The sequence below is a fragment of the Buttiauxella sp. B2 genome (assembly GCF_006376615.1).
In the GTDB taxonomy this organism is placed as follows: domain Bacteria; phylum Pseudomonadota; class Gammaproteobacteria; order Enterobacterales; family Enterobacteriaceae; genus Buttiauxella.
The window spans coordinates 594,929-610,761 of the sequence record NZ_VEXQ01000001.1; the positions used below are offsets into that span (position 1 = coordinate 594,929).

Annotated in this window: 21 protein-coding genes and 1 tRNA gene; 14 read left to right on the forward strand and 8 right to left on the reverse strand. The window is 47.8% G+C overall.

The features are described from left to right. Positions 1-104: 104 nt before the first annotated feature. From fliL to rcsA, 8 genes are all read left to right on the forward strand, one after another. Positions 105-572, forward strand: a complete 468-nt coding sequence (gene fliL, locus FH968_RS03015) for a flagellar basal body-associated protein FliL (RefSeq protein WP_139877125.1) — start codon at positions 105-107, stop codon at positions 570-572. Positions 573-576: 4 nt separating this feature from the next. Continuing rightward, positions 577-1,581, forward strand: coding sequence for a flagellar motor switch protein FliM (gene fliM / locus FH968_RS03020; protein WP_139877127.1), 1,005 nt, complete (start codon positions 577-579; stop codon positions 1,579-1,581). Then, on the forward strand, positions 1,578-1,988 hold the full coding sequence (gene fliN / locus FH968_RS03025) for a flagellar motor switch protein FliN (protein WP_139877130.1): 411 nt from the start codon (positions 1,578-1,580) through the stop codon (positions 1,986-1,988). The genes fliM and fliN overlap by 4 nt, the downstream gene beginning before the upstream one ends. Positions 1,989-1,992: 4 nt before the next feature. Continuing rightward, a complete protein-coding gene (gene fliO, locus FH968_RS03030) occupies positions 1,993-2,370 on the forward strand; it encodes a flagellar biosynthetic protein FliO (protein ID WP_139877132.1) in 378 nt (125 codons plus the stop codon). Continuing rightward, on the forward strand, positions 2,370-3,107 hold the full coding sequence (gene fliP, locus FH968_RS03035; protein WP_139877135.1) for a flagellar type III secretion system pore protein FliP: 738 nt from the start codon (positions 2,370-2,372) through the stop codon (positions 3,105-3,107). The genes fliO and fliP overlap by 1 nt, the downstream gene beginning before the upstream one ends. 11 nt (positions 3,108-3,118) lie before the next feature. Continuing rightward, positions 3,119-3,388 carry a flagellar biosynthesis protein FliQ gene (fliQ, locus tag FH968_RS03040; RefSeq protein WP_034458225.1) on the forward strand — a complete coding sequence of 90 codons (270 nt, stop codon included), beginning with the start codon at positions 3,119-3,121 and terminating at the stop codon, positions 3,386-3,388. Next, positions 3,385-4,170, forward strand: coding sequence for a flagellar biosynthetic protein FliR (gene fliR, locus FH968_RS03045; RefSeq protein ID WP_139877138.1), 786 nt, complete (start codon positions 3,385-3,387; stop codon positions 4,168-4,170). The genes fliQ and fliR overlap by 4 nt, the downstream gene beginning before the upstream one ends. Before the next feature lie 210 nt (positions 4,171-4,380). Beyond that, on the forward strand, positions 4,381-5,004 hold the full coding sequence (gene rcsA, locus FH968_RS03050) for a transcriptional regulator RcsA (protein ID WP_139877141.1): 624 nt from the start codon (positions 4,381-4,383) through the stop codon (positions 5,002-5,004). A 55-nt stretch (positions 5,005-5,059) separates the two neighbouring features. Here rcsA and dsrB read toward each other — a convergent pair whose 3' ends face one another. Continuing rightward, the gene (dsrB, locus tag FH968_RS03055; RefSeq protein ID WP_034496365.1) at positions 5,060-5,248 is read right to left on the reverse strand and encodes a protein DsrB; all 189 of its coding nucleotides are present in this window, start codon (positions 5,246-5,248) and stop codon (positions 5,060-5,062) included. 135 nt (positions 5,249-5,383) lie between these two features. Between dsrB and yodD the strand changes: the two genes are divergently transcribed. Next, positions 5,384-5,605 carry a YodD family peroxide/acid resistance protein gene (gene yodD, locus FH968_RS03060; RefSeq protein ID WP_139877143.1) on the forward strand — a complete coding sequence of 74 codons (222 nt, stop codon included), beginning with the start codon at positions 5,384-5,386 and terminating at the stop codon, positions 5,603-5,605. Positions 5,606-5,918: 313 nt separating this feature from the next. After that, complete coding sequence (locus FH968_RS03065; RefSeq protein WP_139877145.1) at positions 5,919-6,734, forward strand: mannosyl-3-phosphoglycerate phosphatase-related protein; 816 nt, start codon at positions 5,919-5,921, stop codon at positions 6,732-6,734. Between the two features lie 7 nt (positions 6,735-6,741). On the opposite strand, the gene dgcQ is transcribed toward FH968_RS03065, so the two are convergent. The 3 genes from dgcQ to FH968_RS03080 form a co-directional block, all read right to left on the reverse strand. Next, on the reverse strand, positions 6,742-8,418 hold the full coding sequence (dgcQ, locus tag FH968_RS03070) for a cellulose biosynthesis regulator diguanylate cyclase DgcQ (RefSeq protein WP_139877148.1): 1,677 nt from the start codon (positions 8,416-8,418) through the stop codon (positions 6,742-6,744). 216 nt (positions 8,419-8,634) lie between these two features. Next, positions 8,635-8,814 (reverse strand): YodC family protein, encoded by a 180-nt coding sequence (locus FH968_RS03075; protein WP_139877150.1) that lies wholly within the window; start codon positions 8,812-8,814, stop codon positions 8,635-8,637. A 92-nt stretch (positions 8,815-8,906) separates the two neighbouring features. Continuing rightward, positions 8,907-9,830: a DUF808 domain-containing protein gene (locus FH968_RS03080; protein WP_370451456.1), complete on the reverse strand. Its 924-nt coding sequence runs from the start codon at positions 9,828-9,830 to the stop codon at positions 8,907-8,909. A gap of 164 nt (positions 9,831-9,994) precedes the next feature. Here FH968_RS03080 and yedA point away from each other — a divergent pair, with 164 nt between their 5' ends. Continuing rightward, positions 9,995-10,912: a drug/metabolite exporter YedA gene (yedA, locus tag FH968_RS03085; RefSeq protein WP_139877156.1), complete on the forward strand. Its 918-nt coding sequence runs from the start codon at positions 9,995-9,997 to the stop codon at positions 10,910-10,912. On the opposite strand, the gene FH968_RS03090 is transcribed toward yedA, so the two are convergent. From FH968_RS03090 to drpB, 4 genes are all read right to left on the reverse strand, one after another. Further along, entirely contained in the window at positions 10,913-11,413 is a 501-nt protein-coding gene (locus FH968_RS03090; protein ID WP_139877159.1) for a very short patch repair endonuclease, read from the reverse strand. It abuts the gene before it with no gap. A gap of 35 nt (positions 11,414-11,448) precedes the next feature. Continuing rightward, positions 11,449-12,867 (reverse strand): DNA cytosine methyltransferase, encoded by a 1,419-nt coding sequence (locus FH968_RS03095; protein WP_139877277.1) that lies wholly within the window; start codon positions 12,865-12,867, stop codon positions 11,449-11,451. A gap of 98 nt (positions 12,868-12,965) precedes the next feature. After that, on the reverse strand, positions 12,966-13,670 hold the full coding sequence (locus FH968_RS03100; protein WP_139877161.1) for a phosphohydrolase: 705 nt from the start codon (positions 13,668-13,670) through the stop codon (positions 12,966-12,968). 103 nt (positions 13,671-13,773) lie between these two features. After that, a complete protein-coding gene (drpB, locus tag FH968_RS03105; RefSeq protein ID WP_139877279.1) occupies positions 13,774-14,010 on the reverse strand; it encodes a cell division protein DrpB in 237 nt (78 codons plus the stop codon). Between the two features lie 464 nt (positions 14,011-14,474). On the opposite strand from drpB, the gene FH968_RS24145 reads away from it, so the two are divergent. The 3 genes from FH968_RS24145 to FH968_RS03120 all read left to right on the forward strand — a co-directional run bounded on the left by FH968_RS24145 (position 14,475) and on the right by FH968_RS03120 (position 15,824). Next, a complete protein-coding gene (locus tag FH968_RS24145) occupies positions 14,475-14,573 on the forward strand; it encodes a porin (RefSeq protein ID WP_223271275.1) in 99 nt (32 codons plus the stop codon). A 277-nt stretch (positions 14,574-14,850) separates the two neighbouring features. Continuing rightward, the gene (mtfA, locus tag FH968_RS03115) at positions 14,851-15,648 is read left to right on the forward strand and encodes a DgsA anti-repressor MtfA (RefSeq protein ID WP_139877164.1); all 798 of its coding nucleotides are present in this window, start codon (positions 14,851-14,853) and stop codon (positions 15,646-15,648) included. 100 nt (positions 15,649-15,748) lie between these two features. Next, a tRNA-Asn gene (locus tag FH968_RS03120) sits at positions 15,749-15,824 on the forward strand. Positions 15,825-15,833: the final 9 nt, after the last annotated feature.

The following is a 15,833-nucleotide window of genomic DNA, read 5'->3' on the forward strand; positions in this document are numbered from 1 at the left end:
CGAGAAAGGTAGCAACAAATATCCCTTGTTATCGGGCCTTTGAACGCCTCCTGACACGGGATAATTATCCAATATGCAGTACCGATACAGGAAAGATGCGTTTTATGACTGACACCGCTTTGCCAAAAGGCCGCAAGCGCTCCATCTGGATGCCGTTACTGGTCCTGATTACTCTTGCTGCGTGTGCTACCGCAGGTTACAGCTACTGGCGTATGCAGCAACAACCGGCATCCGCTCAGGTTAAGGCTCCAGAGCCACCGCCAGCACCGGTGTTTTACGCAATGGATACCTTCACCGTGAACCTCGGTGATGCTGACCGCGTATTGTACATTGGTGTCACATTGCGCCTGAAAGATGAAGCGACGCGTCAGCGTCTGAGCGAGTTCCTGCCTGAAATACGCAGTCGCTTACTGCTGCTGTTTTCCCGTCAGGATAGTGCCTCATTGGCGACCGATGAAGGCAAACAGAAGCTGGTTGAAGCCATAAAGAATACGCTGGCACCGCCGCTTGTTGCCGGGCAACCTCAACAGGTAGTCAGCGACGTGCTGTACACCGCCTTTATTTTGCGATAACCCCATGGGCGATAGCATTCTTTCTCAGGCCGAAATTGACGCACTGTTAAATGGCGACAGTGATAACTCCGACGAACCCGCGACGAGTGTCGCCAACGAAACCAACATTCGCCCTTACGATCCTAATACCCAGCGGCGTGTGGTACGTGAGCGTCTGCAAGCGCTGGAGATCATTAACGAGCGTTTTGCCCGTCAGTTCCGTATGGGGTTATTTAACCTGTTGCGACGTAGCCCGGATATTACCGTCGGGGCGATTCGTATTCAGCCTTATCACGAATTTGCTCGTAACTTGCCGGTGCCCACCAACCTCAATTTGATGCACCTGAAACCGCTGCGCGGCACCGGATTGTTCGTATTTTCACCAAGCCTGGTCTTTATTGCCGTTGATAATCTGTTTGGTGGTGACGGGCGTTTCCCAACCAAAGTGGAAGGCCGGGAATTCACCCATACCGAACAGCGCGTAATTAACCGCATGTTGAAGCTGGCGCTGGAATCTTATAGCGACGCATGGAAAGCCATTTATCCATTGGAAGTGGAATATGTGCGTTCCGAAATGCAGGTGAAATTTACCAACATCACCACGTCACCGAATGACATTGTGGTAAATACGCCATTCCATGTGGAGATTGGCAACCTGACCGGTGAATTTAACATCTGCCTACCGTTTAGCATGATTGAACCACTGCGCGAACTGCTGGTGAATCCGCCGCTAGAAAACTCCCGTCAGGAAGACCAAAGCTGGCGCGATACGTTAGTGCGCCAGGTGCAGCATTCTGAACTGGAACTGATCGCCAACTTCGCTGACATTCCGCTGCGTTTATCGCAAATCTTAAAATTGAAACCTGGTGATGTGCTGCCAATTGATAAGCCGGATCGCATTCTGGCGCACGTTGATGGTGTTCCGGTACTGACCAGTCAGTACGGCACGCTTAACAATCAGTACGCTTTGCGCGTCGAACATTTGATCAACCCGATACTGAATTCGCTGAACGAGGAACAGCCCAAATGAGTGATATTAATGAACCGTCCGACGACAATGCAGGCTCCGTGGACGATCTGTGGGCTGATGCGCTAAACGAGCAAAAAGTTTCAACTAAAAGTGCTGCCGACAACGTGTTCCGCGCGCTGGAAAGCAATGACATTGCCGGGGCGATGCAAGATATCGACCTGATTATGGACATTCCCGTCAAGCTGACCGTGGAACTGGGTCGTACCCGCATGACGATTAAAGAACTGCTGCGTTTATCGCAAGGTTCCGTTGTTGCGCTGGATGGGTTGGCAGGCGAACCGCTGGACATTCTGATTAACGGTTACCTGATTGCTCAGGGCGAAGTGGTTGTGGTGGCGGATAAATACGGTGTTCGCATCACTGACATCATTACGCCATCTGAACGTATGCGTCGTCTGAGCCGTTAAGCCAATGAAAACCCAGGCAACTGTACAGCAGCAACCGGCTGCCAGCACCAGCTCCCCACTTGTTCAGGTGAGCGGTGCATTAACGGCGATTATCATTTTTATTTTACTCGCTGCCTGGGTGGCAAAACGTTTTGGTTTTGCACCCAAAACGGGTTCCAGCAAAGAAATGAAAGTCAGCGCCAGTTGCAGCGTTGGGCCACGCGAGCGTGTTGTGATTGTCGATGTGCAAGACGCGCGTCTGGTGCTCGGCGTCACCGCCGGTAAAATCACGCATTTGCATACACTACCAGCCGCACCGGTGAGCGAAGTTATGTCGCCAACGCTTCCCGCTGATTTCCAGAGTCTGATGAAAAACCTGCTTAAACGTAACGGGAAAGATTGATGAAACGTTGGCGCACCGCATTGTTGCTCGGCCTGCTGCTAGTTATGCCGACCGCTTTTGCCCAACTACCAGGTCTTATCAGCCAGCCAATGTCTAACGGCGGCCAAAGCTGGTCGTTGCCGATTCAGACGCTGGTATTTATTACCTCTCTGACGTTTTTGCCGGCAATTTTGCTGATGATGACCAGCTTCACTCGCATCATCATCGTCTTTGGTCTGCTGCGCAGTGCATTAGGCACACCGTCAGCGCCACCTAACCAGGTGTTGTTGGGGCTGGCGCTATTTTTGACCTTTTTCATCATGGCACCGGTATTCGACAAAATTTATACCGATGCTTATCAGCCGTTTAGCGAAAACAAAATCCAGATGGATGAAGCGCTGGAGAAAGGTTCAAAGCCGCTGCGTGAATTCATGTTGCGACAAACTCGTGAAGCAGATCTGGCGCTGTTTGCACGTTTAGCAAATACCCCACCACTTGAAGGGCCAGAAGTGGTACCGATGCGCATCTTGTTACCCGCATACGTTACCAGTGAGCTGAAAACAGCATTCCAGATTGGCTTTACCGTTTTCATTCCGTTTTTGATTATTGACCTGGTGATCGCAAGCGTCCTGATGGCGTTGGGGATGATGATGGTGCCACCAGCAACCATTGCCCTGCCCTTCAAATTAATGCTGTTTGTGTTGGTTGATGGCTGGCAATTGCTGGTGGGATCGCTGGCACAAAGTTTCTACAGTTAAAGGGCAATAAGATGACTCCTGAGTCGGTCATGATGATGGGCACCGAAGCGATGAAAGTGGCTTTGGCGCTCGCCGCCCCGTTGTTGATGGTGGCATTAGTTACAGGCCTGGTCATTAGTATGTTGCAGGCCGCCACGCAGATAAACGAAATGACACTCTCGTTTATCCCAAAAATCCTTGCCGTGTTTGTGACCATCATCGTTGCAGGTCCGTGGATGCTTAACCTTCTGTTGGATTACATGCGGACCCTGCTCACTAACATTCCGATGAACATTGGATGATTCACATTGATAGCGGGCAGTGGCTCACTTTACTGAGCATGGGATTCTGGCCATTTATTCGCGTCCTGGCCCTGATTTCAACTGCCCCTATTCTTAGTGAACGGTCTATTTCAAAAAAGGTAAAAATTGGCCTGGCGCTGATGATTACCTGGATAATTGCCCCTACGCTTCCAGCAACTAGTGTCACAATATTCTCAGCGGCCGGTTTTTGGCTTGCCGCACAGCAAATCCTGATTGGTATTGCCCTTGGCTTCACCATGCAATTTGCCTTCGCCGCTGTGCGTACCGCGGGTGAAATTATTGGTTTGCAAATGGGCCTGTCTTTCGCCACCTTCTTTGACCCTGGTAGCCGCCTGAACATGCCTGTATTGGCCCGTTTTATGGACATGCTGGCGATGTTGCTTTTTCTGGTTTTTAACGGCCATTTATGGCTAATTTCGATGCTATACGACACATTTCACACCTTGCCAATCGGTGGTAATCCAATCAATAGCAATGTGTTTATGGCACTCACGCGGGCCGCCGGTTTAATCTTCCTCAATGGCCTGATGCTGGCACTTCCACTTATCACATTACTGCTGACGCTCAACATCGCTTTGGGTCTGTTAAACCGTATGTCCCCCCAACTTTCCGTGTTCGTAATTGGTTTTCCGCTGACACTTGCCGTGGGAATGTTGGTAATGAGCGCCTTAATTCCGTTAATGGCTCCATTCGCCGAACACCTATTTAGTGAAGTATTTAATTTACTCTCCGATATTATGAGTGAAATCCCCGCAAATTAATTCCATACGTTTTGTATAGCCTTACTGAGGATATTCCTAAAAGCTTTGTTTAATAACATCCACCAGGATACAACTGGCGCGACTTATATGCTTTAAGGTGCCTCACATAATGTAACATTCACTTTACTTTGGGAACATTCCTAGCAAATTATACATAACTTTACTGGATAGTAATTACGCCTAAAAATACTTAATTACGGGTGGGGGGTTATGTCAACGATCATTATGGACTTATGCAGTTATACCCGGTTGGGTTTAACAGGTTATTTAACCAGCCGTGGCATCCGAAAACGACAGATGACCAACGTGGAGACGATAGAAGATCTAGCGCTTGCTTGTGCATCCCAGACGCCTAATGTGGTGTTTATTAATGAAGATTGTTTCATCCATGACTCGCATAGCAGCGAGCGAATAAAGCAGATCATTAATCAGCATCCCAGCACTTTATTTTTGGTCTTTATGGCAATAGCCAATCTTCATTTCGATGAATATCTATTAGTGCGAAGTAATCTGCTTATCAGTTCTAAATCAATAAAACCAGAATCGTTGGATGAAATTCTATCCGAATATTTAGCAAAAAATGCGCACTGCATCGGCCATATTAATTTACCCACGTTATCATTAAGCCGGACGGAATCCAGCATGCTTAAAATGTGGATGTCCGGGCAAGGTACAATTCAGATATCTGACCAGATGAATATCAAAGCAAAAACGGTGTCATCGCATAAAGGGAATATAAAGCGAAAGATAAAAACACATAATAAACAGGTGATTTATCATGTGGTACGTCTAACCGATAATGTGACCAACGGTATTTTTGTGAATTTGCGTTAATCAGGATAGCACCCTCACCCTCCCACACTATCGAAGGGCAGGATGAGGGTATTAATCAGGCCGTCTTTTCTACAAAAATGCCGTCCGGGTGCCCCAACTCATTAAAGAACCAGATTCCCAACGGATACTCCTCGAGCGAAACAAGATACATCGTCCCTTCGCTAAATTGCTCGACAGCTAACACCACGCCTGGCCGACGCGGGCCACCATCGGTTTTTACTGTGACGCGATCGTTGATATTCATAACAAAAATCCTCCAGTTTCTTTGTGCCAGTGTAGATCAAAAACGACTCATTCGCATCGGATGATGCGTAACCCCAGGCATTTTGTTAAGCGTCTATACTTAGGTGCGGGTACACACTCCCTGGAGGACTATGGCATGAAGACCGCGAAAGAGCTCAATGAAACCGGACGTATCGATGTCGATGCGCTATTGGCGGCCATCAATGAGATTAGCGAAAGTGAAGTGACACGTGTGAGTGATGGTGATGATCCCCATCAGGTCAGCATTGGCGGCCGCACATGGCATACCTATTCTGAACTTGCGGAAGCCTTTGAACTGGATATCCACGACTTTAGTGTCAATGAAGTGAACCGCTGAAGTGAGCAACTCAAAGAAAAGCATCCCGGCAAGAAAGCCGGGATGAAACTTGCGTAAGCAAGAAGCACTTGAAAAATTCGTTACATCAGGAAATCTGATGTGCTTTCACCATACCTCAGATTTATTTCAAAACAATGAAATATTCACACTATGAATATTTAAAAAATGAAAAAGCCGAATACCCGATTCACCGCAATTCCCTGCCTGTCGCGGCGCGTCGATTCTCACGTGAATGCTCATTATGATTAACCCATTATTTTAATTAAGATTATTCCTAACCAACCTGGCCAGTCTGAGTCTCAGGAGGAAATCCATGCCGCATCTGCTCGATCCGTTATTAATCGTTTCAGATCTTGATGGCACGCTGCTGGACCATCACACTTATCGTTGGGAGGCGGCAAGCCCGTGGATTAGTGTTTTGCGCCAACACGAGATCCCGCTCATTTTGTGTAGTGCCAAAAGTGCCGCTGAAATCATTGACTGGCAGAATGAGTTTTCGCTAACGGGGCAGGCGTTTATTGCCGAAAATGGAGCAGTGATTCAACTTGATGCGCGGTGGAGTGATAGTGAGGAGTACCCTCGCCTTTTGACGGGGATGCGACATGAAGAGCTGTTTTCCATTCTTGAAAAACTGCGTCAGAAATTTGGCTTCAAATTCACCTGTTTTACCGACGTCGATGAAAACACGCTTTGTGAGTTAACGGGGCTTACGCGTAAACAGGCCAATCTTGCCCGATTTAGTGAAGCCTCCGAAACGTTAATCTGGCGTGATAGCGACGAAATGATGACGGCGTTTAGCGACCAGCTCGCAACCCTGGGTTTAATGCTACTGCAAGGCGGGCGGTTCTGGCATGTGCTGAATATGCAGGCAGGCAAAGACAAAGCTCTGCATTGGTTGCAACAACAATTTCAGCAGCGCGAGGGGAAAACGCGCATCACGATAGGGCTTGGCGACAGTCCGGGCGACGCACCATTACTTGATAGCGTCGATTTCGCCGTAATAGTAAAAGGCTACAGCCGCCAACCACTGACGTTACGAAAGGACAATCCGCAGAGAGTCTACCGCAGCCAGCACTATGGCCCTGAAGGGTGGAAAGACGGGCTGGACCACTTTATTTCCACTAAGTAGCATCGGGTTAATCCTTGCTGCAGACCTGATTGCGCCCATTCTGTTTCGCGTTATATAAGCGATGATCAGCATAAGATTGCAGCCGCTCAAAATCGTAATCGTTAAATTCAAACGCACTGCTAACACCAAATGAAGCGCTGATCCGCACCGTATTACCTTGCTTTAACAGCAATTCTCTACTGTTTATGCGTACTCTGATGCGTTCAGCCACTTTCTCCGCCTCTTCCAGACTCGTATCAGGCAATACGATACAGAACTCTTCACCGCCCACACGCCCAGCCACATCGCCATTGCGAAACGCGTCGCTAAGCATCGCTGCCGCATGAGCCAAAACTTTGTCGCCACTGCTGTGACCAAACCGGTCATTGATACTTTTGAAGAGATCGAGATCCATCTGAATGACAGAGAAAGGTTGACCTCGTAGCTGGCATTCTTTCGAGAGTTTGCGAGCAATATCGAAGAAAGCACCACGATTATATAGCCGGGTTAAGGTGTCGTAATTTGCCCGTCTGGTTAGCGTTTTTTGCAGCGTAAACATGTTATTAACCAGGCGACGAATCACTACCCATGAAACAATGAGCATTAACGAAAACAACGCCCACAGAATGCTGAGTACAATACTGATACGGCCGAACTCACCCTGAACCCCTTCTTCAAGGGTATGCACTTTTATTAGCAAGCCATCGAAGGTATCTAGCTTCGCCCAGGTGATAAAGCGGGTATCCATGCGTAATTCCCCCTGCTCCCCCCGCGTTGCTCCCGTCACAGCATTGGCAATTTTCGCCAATTGAGGAGCGGTGAATAACGTATGTTCTGGCAACTTCTCACGGGTGCCCACGATTGGATTTAACTCATTGTCGTAAAGCAGTACGGTGCCGTCATGATCGTCATACCTGGCTCGCTGTAAAAAACTGTGCAATGAGTCGATTGGGAAATCGAGTGCTAATACGCCATACCAACGATTGTTAAAATCCAGCGGTACCGCAGCGGTAACTATCTGTCCGTTAGGGCTGTTGGGATTAAAGGTGTGTGTCCATTTCAACGCGCGTGTTGGGTTGTTTTCCGGTGACTGTGCAGAAAAGTATGGCTGGGCTATCAGACGGTTATAAAGTGACGTAATTTGCGGGTCATTGGGCGGCGGCGTGCTCGTCAGAAAAAACCCGCTTCGCGACGTATAGAATATGCGTCGCGGCAACGTTCGCCCGTTATCAGATAAACGCATGATATAGCTTAACTCGAGTACCGAGCTTAATTCGGAGTGAATGGTTTGTTTATCACGTTCGAGCAATGGGATGTTGTTTACAAATTCATCCGAAACGCCATTCATTGGCAAGCCGCGAGATAAATCCGGGCGTAATTGCCAAAAAGGTTTGGTACGCAAAACATCAAACTCCGCCAGTGCGTTGCGGATTTTGTCGGTCGATATAGGGGATTCCAGCGCATAGTGCATCGCATTGCGATAAAACAGCAAACTGTCAACATTGTGCTGAAGCTGTCGGTCAAGCAAAGTGGCAACGTTATTCAGGCTATTACGTTGGTTAGCAACATAGGCACTTTCAAGCACCACGACTTCGCGCCAGGTCAGCATCGTAGAAAAAACAAACACCGCTATAAAACAAATATTAACGATTTTCTGCGGGCTTCTGAAGCGACCGATCACGCGTTGAATTGCATTGCCAAACACTCACACTCTCCCTGAAAACCGCAATGACCCGAAATCAAATCACACTTGCCGTATCCGCGATGGCCGCAAGAGCATGAACTCATTTTTATCGGCAAAATTGTACATTACCCCCCAAGACAATTCCTAAGGGTAAATATATTTATGGCAATTATATTAATTACCCTACTGTTGCATTCAGAAAGTAAAAATGCCCAGTCATTGACCGGGCATTTACGCTTATCCTGGCGAGCTTCCCCCTGTTGCCAATGGGGCTAAATCATCCTCTCGGAAAGCCTCGCGCTTTACACCATAACCATCATACCAACGACACTCCACCATACCGCTGGAAAACCCGGTAACAATCATCCTTGGGCCACCAGTTTTAGGCTGGACTTCATCGCTGACCACAAAGACCATAACTGCCTCCTGTATCAGGGGTGAAAACTTCTACAGTTATAGTCAATGAGTGACCGTTTTGCCTGGTCAATAGTGCAAATTTATGAAAATTATTAGTGTGCAGCGTTCCCACGCAGGCGATTTATGCCGTTAACGATAACCAGAACAATCGCGCCGATAATAAAACCGATAACCAGGTTAGCCACTGTCGGCCCGAGTAAATGAACAACACCGCCCATCTGTTGCGCCCAGTTTTCGATGGCGTGATGTAGCACAGGAATGCCATGCACCAGAATGCCGCCGCCGACCAAAAACATCGCCAACGTTCCGACGACGGACAGGAATTTCATCAACCACGGTGCCAGTACTAATAACCCTTTACCGATACCACGCGTGATAGCTGCGGGTTTTTCTACCAGCCAATAACCGAGATCGTCGAGCTTAACGATAATCCCCACCAGACCATAAACTCCCACTGTGACAACTATTGCTATCCCGGATAACACCAGCACCTGATTGAGTAACGGGGCTTGCGCCACAATGCCTAATGTTATTGCGATGATCTCCGCTGAAAGAATAAAGTCCGTGCGAATCGCCCCTTTAACTTTATCGCGTTCATAAACCAACGGATCCTGAGCGGCAATATCGTCCAGTCGTTGTTGTCGAACCTCAGGCGTTTCTTTGTGCTTACGGGCATGAAGGCTATGAACCACTTTCTCTACGCCTTCATAACAAAGAAATGCACCGCCAATCATTAATAAGGGCGTAATGGCCCATGGCGCAAAAGCACTGATCACCAGCGCCAGAGGGACGAGGATCAATTTATTCAGAAATGAACCTTTCGCAACACTCCAGACTACCGGTAATTCGCGATTGGCCCGTACGCCGGAAACTTGCTGTGCGTTGAGTGACAGGTCATCGCCAAGCACCCCTGCCGTTTTCTTCGCCGCCAGTTTTCCCATCATCGAAATATCATCCAGTAAGGTGGCGATATCATCCAGCAACGTTAATAAGCTACTTCCAGCCAAAATAAGCATCCTTCTTTGTTTGTATGCTTATTAGTATGGAACAAAAGTCGGCTTCAGAAAATCAAAGTCATATGTCAATAAAAATTAACATTCTGCATACAAGTAAAAACCTCGCCAGAAAGATAGTTTTGACGTTAACTATTAGCATTATTGCTAAAAGGTCGTGAGGAAACATGCGCGTTCGTTCGGGTCAATTGCTGCCGTTGGTTGCTGCTTTGTTTGCGTTATACATCATCTGGGGATCAACTTATTTTGCCATCGCCGTCGGCGTGAAAAGCTGGCCGCCATTTATGATGGCTGGCGTAAGATTTATGGTAGCGGGTGTGCTGTTGATGACTGTTTTGCTGCTGCGGGGCCATAAATTACCAGCCCTGCGCCCAATGCTTAACGCAGCACTGATTGGTGTGCTATTACTGGCAGTCGGCAATGGCTTTGTGACTGTTGCAGAACATCAGCATGTTCCATCCGGCATTGCTGCCGTGATGGTGGCGACAGTGCCGCTCTTTACCTTGTGCTTTAGCCGTATGTTCGGTATTCAAACCCGCAAACTGGAATGGCTCGGCATCGCCATTGGCCTTGCCGGTATCGTGCTGCTTAATAGTGGCGGTAATCTGAGTGGCAATCCGTGGGGGGCGCTGCTGATTCTGATTGGTTCGTTAAGCTGGGCGTTTGGTTCGGTTTATGGGTCACGTATCGAATTACCAACGGGTTTAATGGCGGGTGCTGTGGAAATGCTCGCGGCGGGCATTGTTCTGCTGGCCGCTTCGGCATTAACAGGTGAGCGCCTTACCGCAATGCCTACGCCCGCAGGTTTTATGGCCGTGGCTTATCTGTCTTTATTCGGTTCGATTATTGCGATCAGCGCATATATGTATCTTATTCGGAATGTCGCGCCGGCGGTGGCCACCAGCTACGCCTACGTTAACCCGGTGGTTGCGGTGTTGTTGGGTACTGGTTTTGCCGGAGAGAGTTTGTCACCTGTGGAATGGCTGGCGCTCGGCGTCATTATTTTTGCCGTTGTACTGGTCACGCTCGGGAAATATCTGCTGCCCCCAAAGCCGGTAGTGACCGCGTGTGAAATCGAGAAGTAATCAACTAATGGGTGGCGCTTGCCACCCGTTATCATTTAACGCATGTATTCCCAAACTATCTATTTGTGCGTGTTTCCCACCGCTACAAACCCACTCTTCCAACCGCTCGCAAAGTGCATTATGACTGAGTTTTTCACGCCCGCGCAGTGCGCATTCCCACACCAAAAGCACTCGCCAGCCTTCACTTAATAAACGTTGTATATCACGCTTATCACGCTCAACATTTTTGCCGATTTTCTCGAGCCAAAACTCGGTGCGGGTTGCAGGCACCTTGAATAAATAGCAGTGATGATGATGCCAGAAACATCCGTGCGCGAAAATAACGCAGCGATGCTCATCAATAACAAAATCCGGGCGTCCGGCAAGCGAGACATCTTGCACGCGGAAAGTGAACCCACACTCATTCAATAGCCCCGCCAACCGTTTCTCGATGGCAGTATCGCGCGTAGCAATCGCTCGCATGTTTTTACTGCGAACTGCCTTACTGTGCACATCGACCATCGCCCCGCCTTATAGAGTGAATATTGCCATAACTGCTACTTTGCCATGCGTTTTTTAGCAGCCAGTTTGATTGTTGGCTCCAGTAATTTTGCTACGGCTGCAAACGCAGGCACCACTACCGAATTACCAAACTGCCGATAAGCCTGAGTATCCGAGACCGGTATACGGAAGGCATTGCCCTGCACGGCTTCAAACCCCATTAAACGCGCACATTCTCGCGGCGTTAAACGTCGCGGACGTTGCAGCTGATTATCCGCATTATCAAAGTCTGCTTCACCGAGTTCTTTGTCCCAGCCTCTGTCGATGAGTATTTCAGCACCATCTTTGTAATAACGTGCTGACAACGTGCGGGCCACACTCGCCGGATTTTTAGGGTCAACCAGACCAAAGCCAAACCCATTGCCCTTCGCCTGGTGCTTTTTGGCGTAATAGTAGAGGTACTTCCAGAGCGTCGGCGTCAGGATATATTTGTTATCAACCGTCGGGTCCAGTAATTCACCAAAAGTTGGGCGGCGTTGCGGATATAACTCACTGAGATTACGCAGTGTGAAGTCTTTATGCAGATTGAGATCGCGGCGGAAACCTACCAGCACGATACGTTCACGATGTTGTGGCAGGAAGTGCTTACCGTCGATAATTTTCGGATCTCCGGCCCCCATTATCGCCGCATCAGCAACTTCATAACCCAGACTGTCCAACGTTTCCATAATAATGCGGAAGGTGTTGCCTTTATCATGGCTTTTTAGGTTTTTAACGTTTTCGAGAACAAAAATTGCCGGGCGTTTCGCATCAATAATGCGAGCAACATCGAAGAACAAAGTGCCCTGCGTTTCACAAGCAAAACCATGTGCCCGACCTAATGCATTTTTCTTCGACACGCCAGCCAGCGAAAACGGTTGGCATGGGAAACCCGCCAGCAGCACATCGTGATCCGGCATGGCTGCCTGAATATGAGCGGTAGCCTCATCATCATTAATATCGTTGCGATGACTTAGCGTCACATCGCGAATATCCTGATTGAACTGATGATTTTCCGGGCAGCAGTACCAGTTAGCTTTATAGGTGCGCACTGCATGCTTATTCCATTCACTGGTAAAGACGCATTGCCCGCCAATCGCTTCGAACCCGCTACGAATCCCCCCAATTCCGGCAAACAAATCGACGAACTTAAACGCATATTTCCCATGATACGCAGGCGGTGGTGGCAGCATGTTTTGTAGCATTTCGCTTTCAGCTGGAGTTAGCGTACGCGGAGACGATTTACGATTAAACCAACGATTGAGCGACTCACGTGTCCAGTCACCGCTAACCTGACGTAAGTGAAGTGCCACTGTTTTCTGGTCATAGATTTCCAGAATGCGGCTCACTAGCGCATAGTCTTCTTCTAACTGGAGTTGCTGCTGGCGGAGAGATTGCTGTGAGAGTTGTTCGGCAATTGCGTCGAAGTCGTTCATCATGAACCATTTTAGGGAGAATAGAGTGTCACTCTATCACTGATTTGACCCAGAGAAAAACAGAACTACCCGCAAGCGCTGCGGGTATCTCTTTAATTTTAAGGGATAAGCTTTTGAGAGGAGAATTGTTGTACGACATCACGCTCAATACCGCAGTAGTCACCTTTTAGTTCAGCACACAGCTTAGCCATGTAATTCACTAAAAAATCTGCGTTGTAACGAGCAAGTTTCCGCCCGGCTTCGGTTTGCATGGTGTCTGGTAGTTTGAGAAGTTTTTTCTGAAAATGGTCCAGGGCATAGGTCGTATCATCCAGTTCACGGCTACGAGCCAGGGGATCTTCACTATCAAAAAGTGGTCGCCCTAACGCCCCGGAAGTATAGAAAACACGCGCTAAACCGATAGCGCCCAATGATTCCAGGCGATCAGCATCCTGTACAATTTTCGCTTCCAGTGTCTGAGGTGCAATCCCGGCACTGTAGCTATGAGCACGTACCGCGTGAGCGACAGCATCGTATAACGGGTGAGGAAAATCAGGAAAGTGAACGTCAAGAATACGCAGTGTTTCTTGTGCGGCCTGGGTAGACGCGAGATGTCTTTCGGGATGGTTCTTCGGCAAATTGACGACATCGTGGAAATAACACGCAGTTAACACGACCAGGCGGTCAGCCTCTGTGGTTTCCATGATTTGCTGTGATGTTTTCCACACGCGACGAAAATGAGCAACGTCATGCGCTTTATCATCCTGTAACCAGTGGTGATGCAAATACTCTTCAAAACGCTCTTGCCAGTGGGCTATCGGCATACGTACTCCTCATTTCGCAGCTGGACCCGGTACTTAATATGAGTACAAGATCACAAAATTAGCAAGTTTAGCCCTGACAAGAGTCTACATTGGCACGATTAATTTATCTGGCACGCGTATACCAGGCAAGCCAACCTAACAATGCTGCTACCGATCCTAAGACCAGCAATCCCATAAATGCACCCAGCAATTTTCCACCAAGCGAGCCCATATCCCCACCGGTGACGCTGCTAACAACCCAAAAATAACGCAAAACCGCCCAAACGATGTACAGGCAAAATCCATAAAACAACCACAGAGCCAATTTTCCACCCGGTGTACGAGTTGGTTTCGTGTCCATAACGTCTGACATAAATATTCCAGTTAATTAGCTAGTGTGAAGCGACGGGTAAGCCATCTCTTGATATGTGATTTTTATCACATTTTTGTTGTTTTTTAACAGCATGAAAACTGATCTTTTAATTCGGATAATTCCTAAATTAATTAAATTTCACACTATTCCCTTATCGAATACACAAAAAATCAACATTTGGTTATTTGTGCACCACTCATTATTAATTATGTCATTTCGTTAAATATTAATATGTTATAAAGAGACGATAAATATCACTACCACTTCACCAGAAAATAAAAATATATATTCAACCTAGTGTATCACTAAACATGAAATTATATTCACACGCGTTAAAATAAAATATCAACGTATAACATTCATATATAAAATGTAAATTAAAATGGCGATTCAAATGAATATATAAATACGGCAATAAAGTAGATTTATACGGCCAGGCAGATGGTTTAAGCATTGCGGTACAATATCAGTTCGAATTCGGCCAGTGCCCAGAAGTTTCTTATCTGCAATCAGAAGGTAAGAAGCTGATGGATAACGTTTCTGTGGGATGATGACTATGACGTCTATCCATGACGCACATTCACGCTTCAAATACTCCGCTTAAAACTATTCAAAATTAAAATAATTCATATCGACCCACGTAACCTGTGACCCGCGTCGTTGAAAGGTTTTGCGGTAAGTGTTTGAATAATGTCACAGAGAATGCGATGCAATCGTCTTCTCGGGCGGTCCTGCTCAGGTCGCTGCCATGTGCCACATTAGTGCGGCATTTTCACAGTCACGGTATAGTAGTTTTCCGTTCAAGAGATGACTTTGCGAGCGAGTAACATGATTAAGTGGCCCTGGAAATCAAGTGATTCATCTGCTGTCACGGCTTTGCCGTGGGAACATGCTTTAGCTATTCCTGTACTGTCAACGCTCACTCCCGTTGAGCAAGAAAAACTGGTTCGCCTTGCCGATCGCTTTTTACAGCAAAAACGTCTGGTGCCTTTACAAGGGTTCGAACTTGATGACCTGAAAAGCGCACGCATCGCATTGTTGTTCTGCCTGCCGGTGCTTGAGCTGGGTCTCGAGTGGCTGGATGGTTTCCATGAAATCCTCATCTACCCTGCCCCGTTTGTGGTAGACGATGAATGGGAAGACGATATTGGTCTGGTGCATCACCAGCGCGTCGTGCAGTCCGGGCAAAGCTGGCAACAAGGCCCCATTATTCTTAACTGGCTTGATGTACAAGACTCTTTTGACGCTTCCGGATTTAACCTGGTGTTTCACGAAGTGGCTCATAAACTGGATTCGCGCAATGGCGATCGTGCCAGTGGCATTCCGTTGATAGCGTTACGCGAAGTTGCAGGTTGGGAACACGATCTCCACGCCGCAATGAGTAATATCCAGGATGAAATTGACATGGTAGGCGAAAATGCCGCCAGCATTGATGCTTACGCGGCATCCGAACCGGCAGAATGTTTTGCCGTGTTATCCGAGTATTTTTTCAGTGCGCCCGAGCTTTTCGCCCCGCGCTTCCCTTCACTTTATCAACGTTTTTGCCAGTTCTATGGCCAGGATCCGTTGTCACGGTTGCGTGAGAGTAAAAACACTGCCGTATCCAGTGGAAAAACGGTGCACTAATTCAACAAGTTGGGTTTAATTTAATCATTTGAATCAATGTGTTATTTTTGTCATTGACTCTTTTTGAACGTGACGTTACTATTTGCCTCGTTCAAACGATTCCTCTGTAGTTCAGTCGGTAGAACGGCGGACTGTTAATCCGTATGTCACTGGTTCGAGTCCAGTCAGAGGAGCCAAATTCGAAA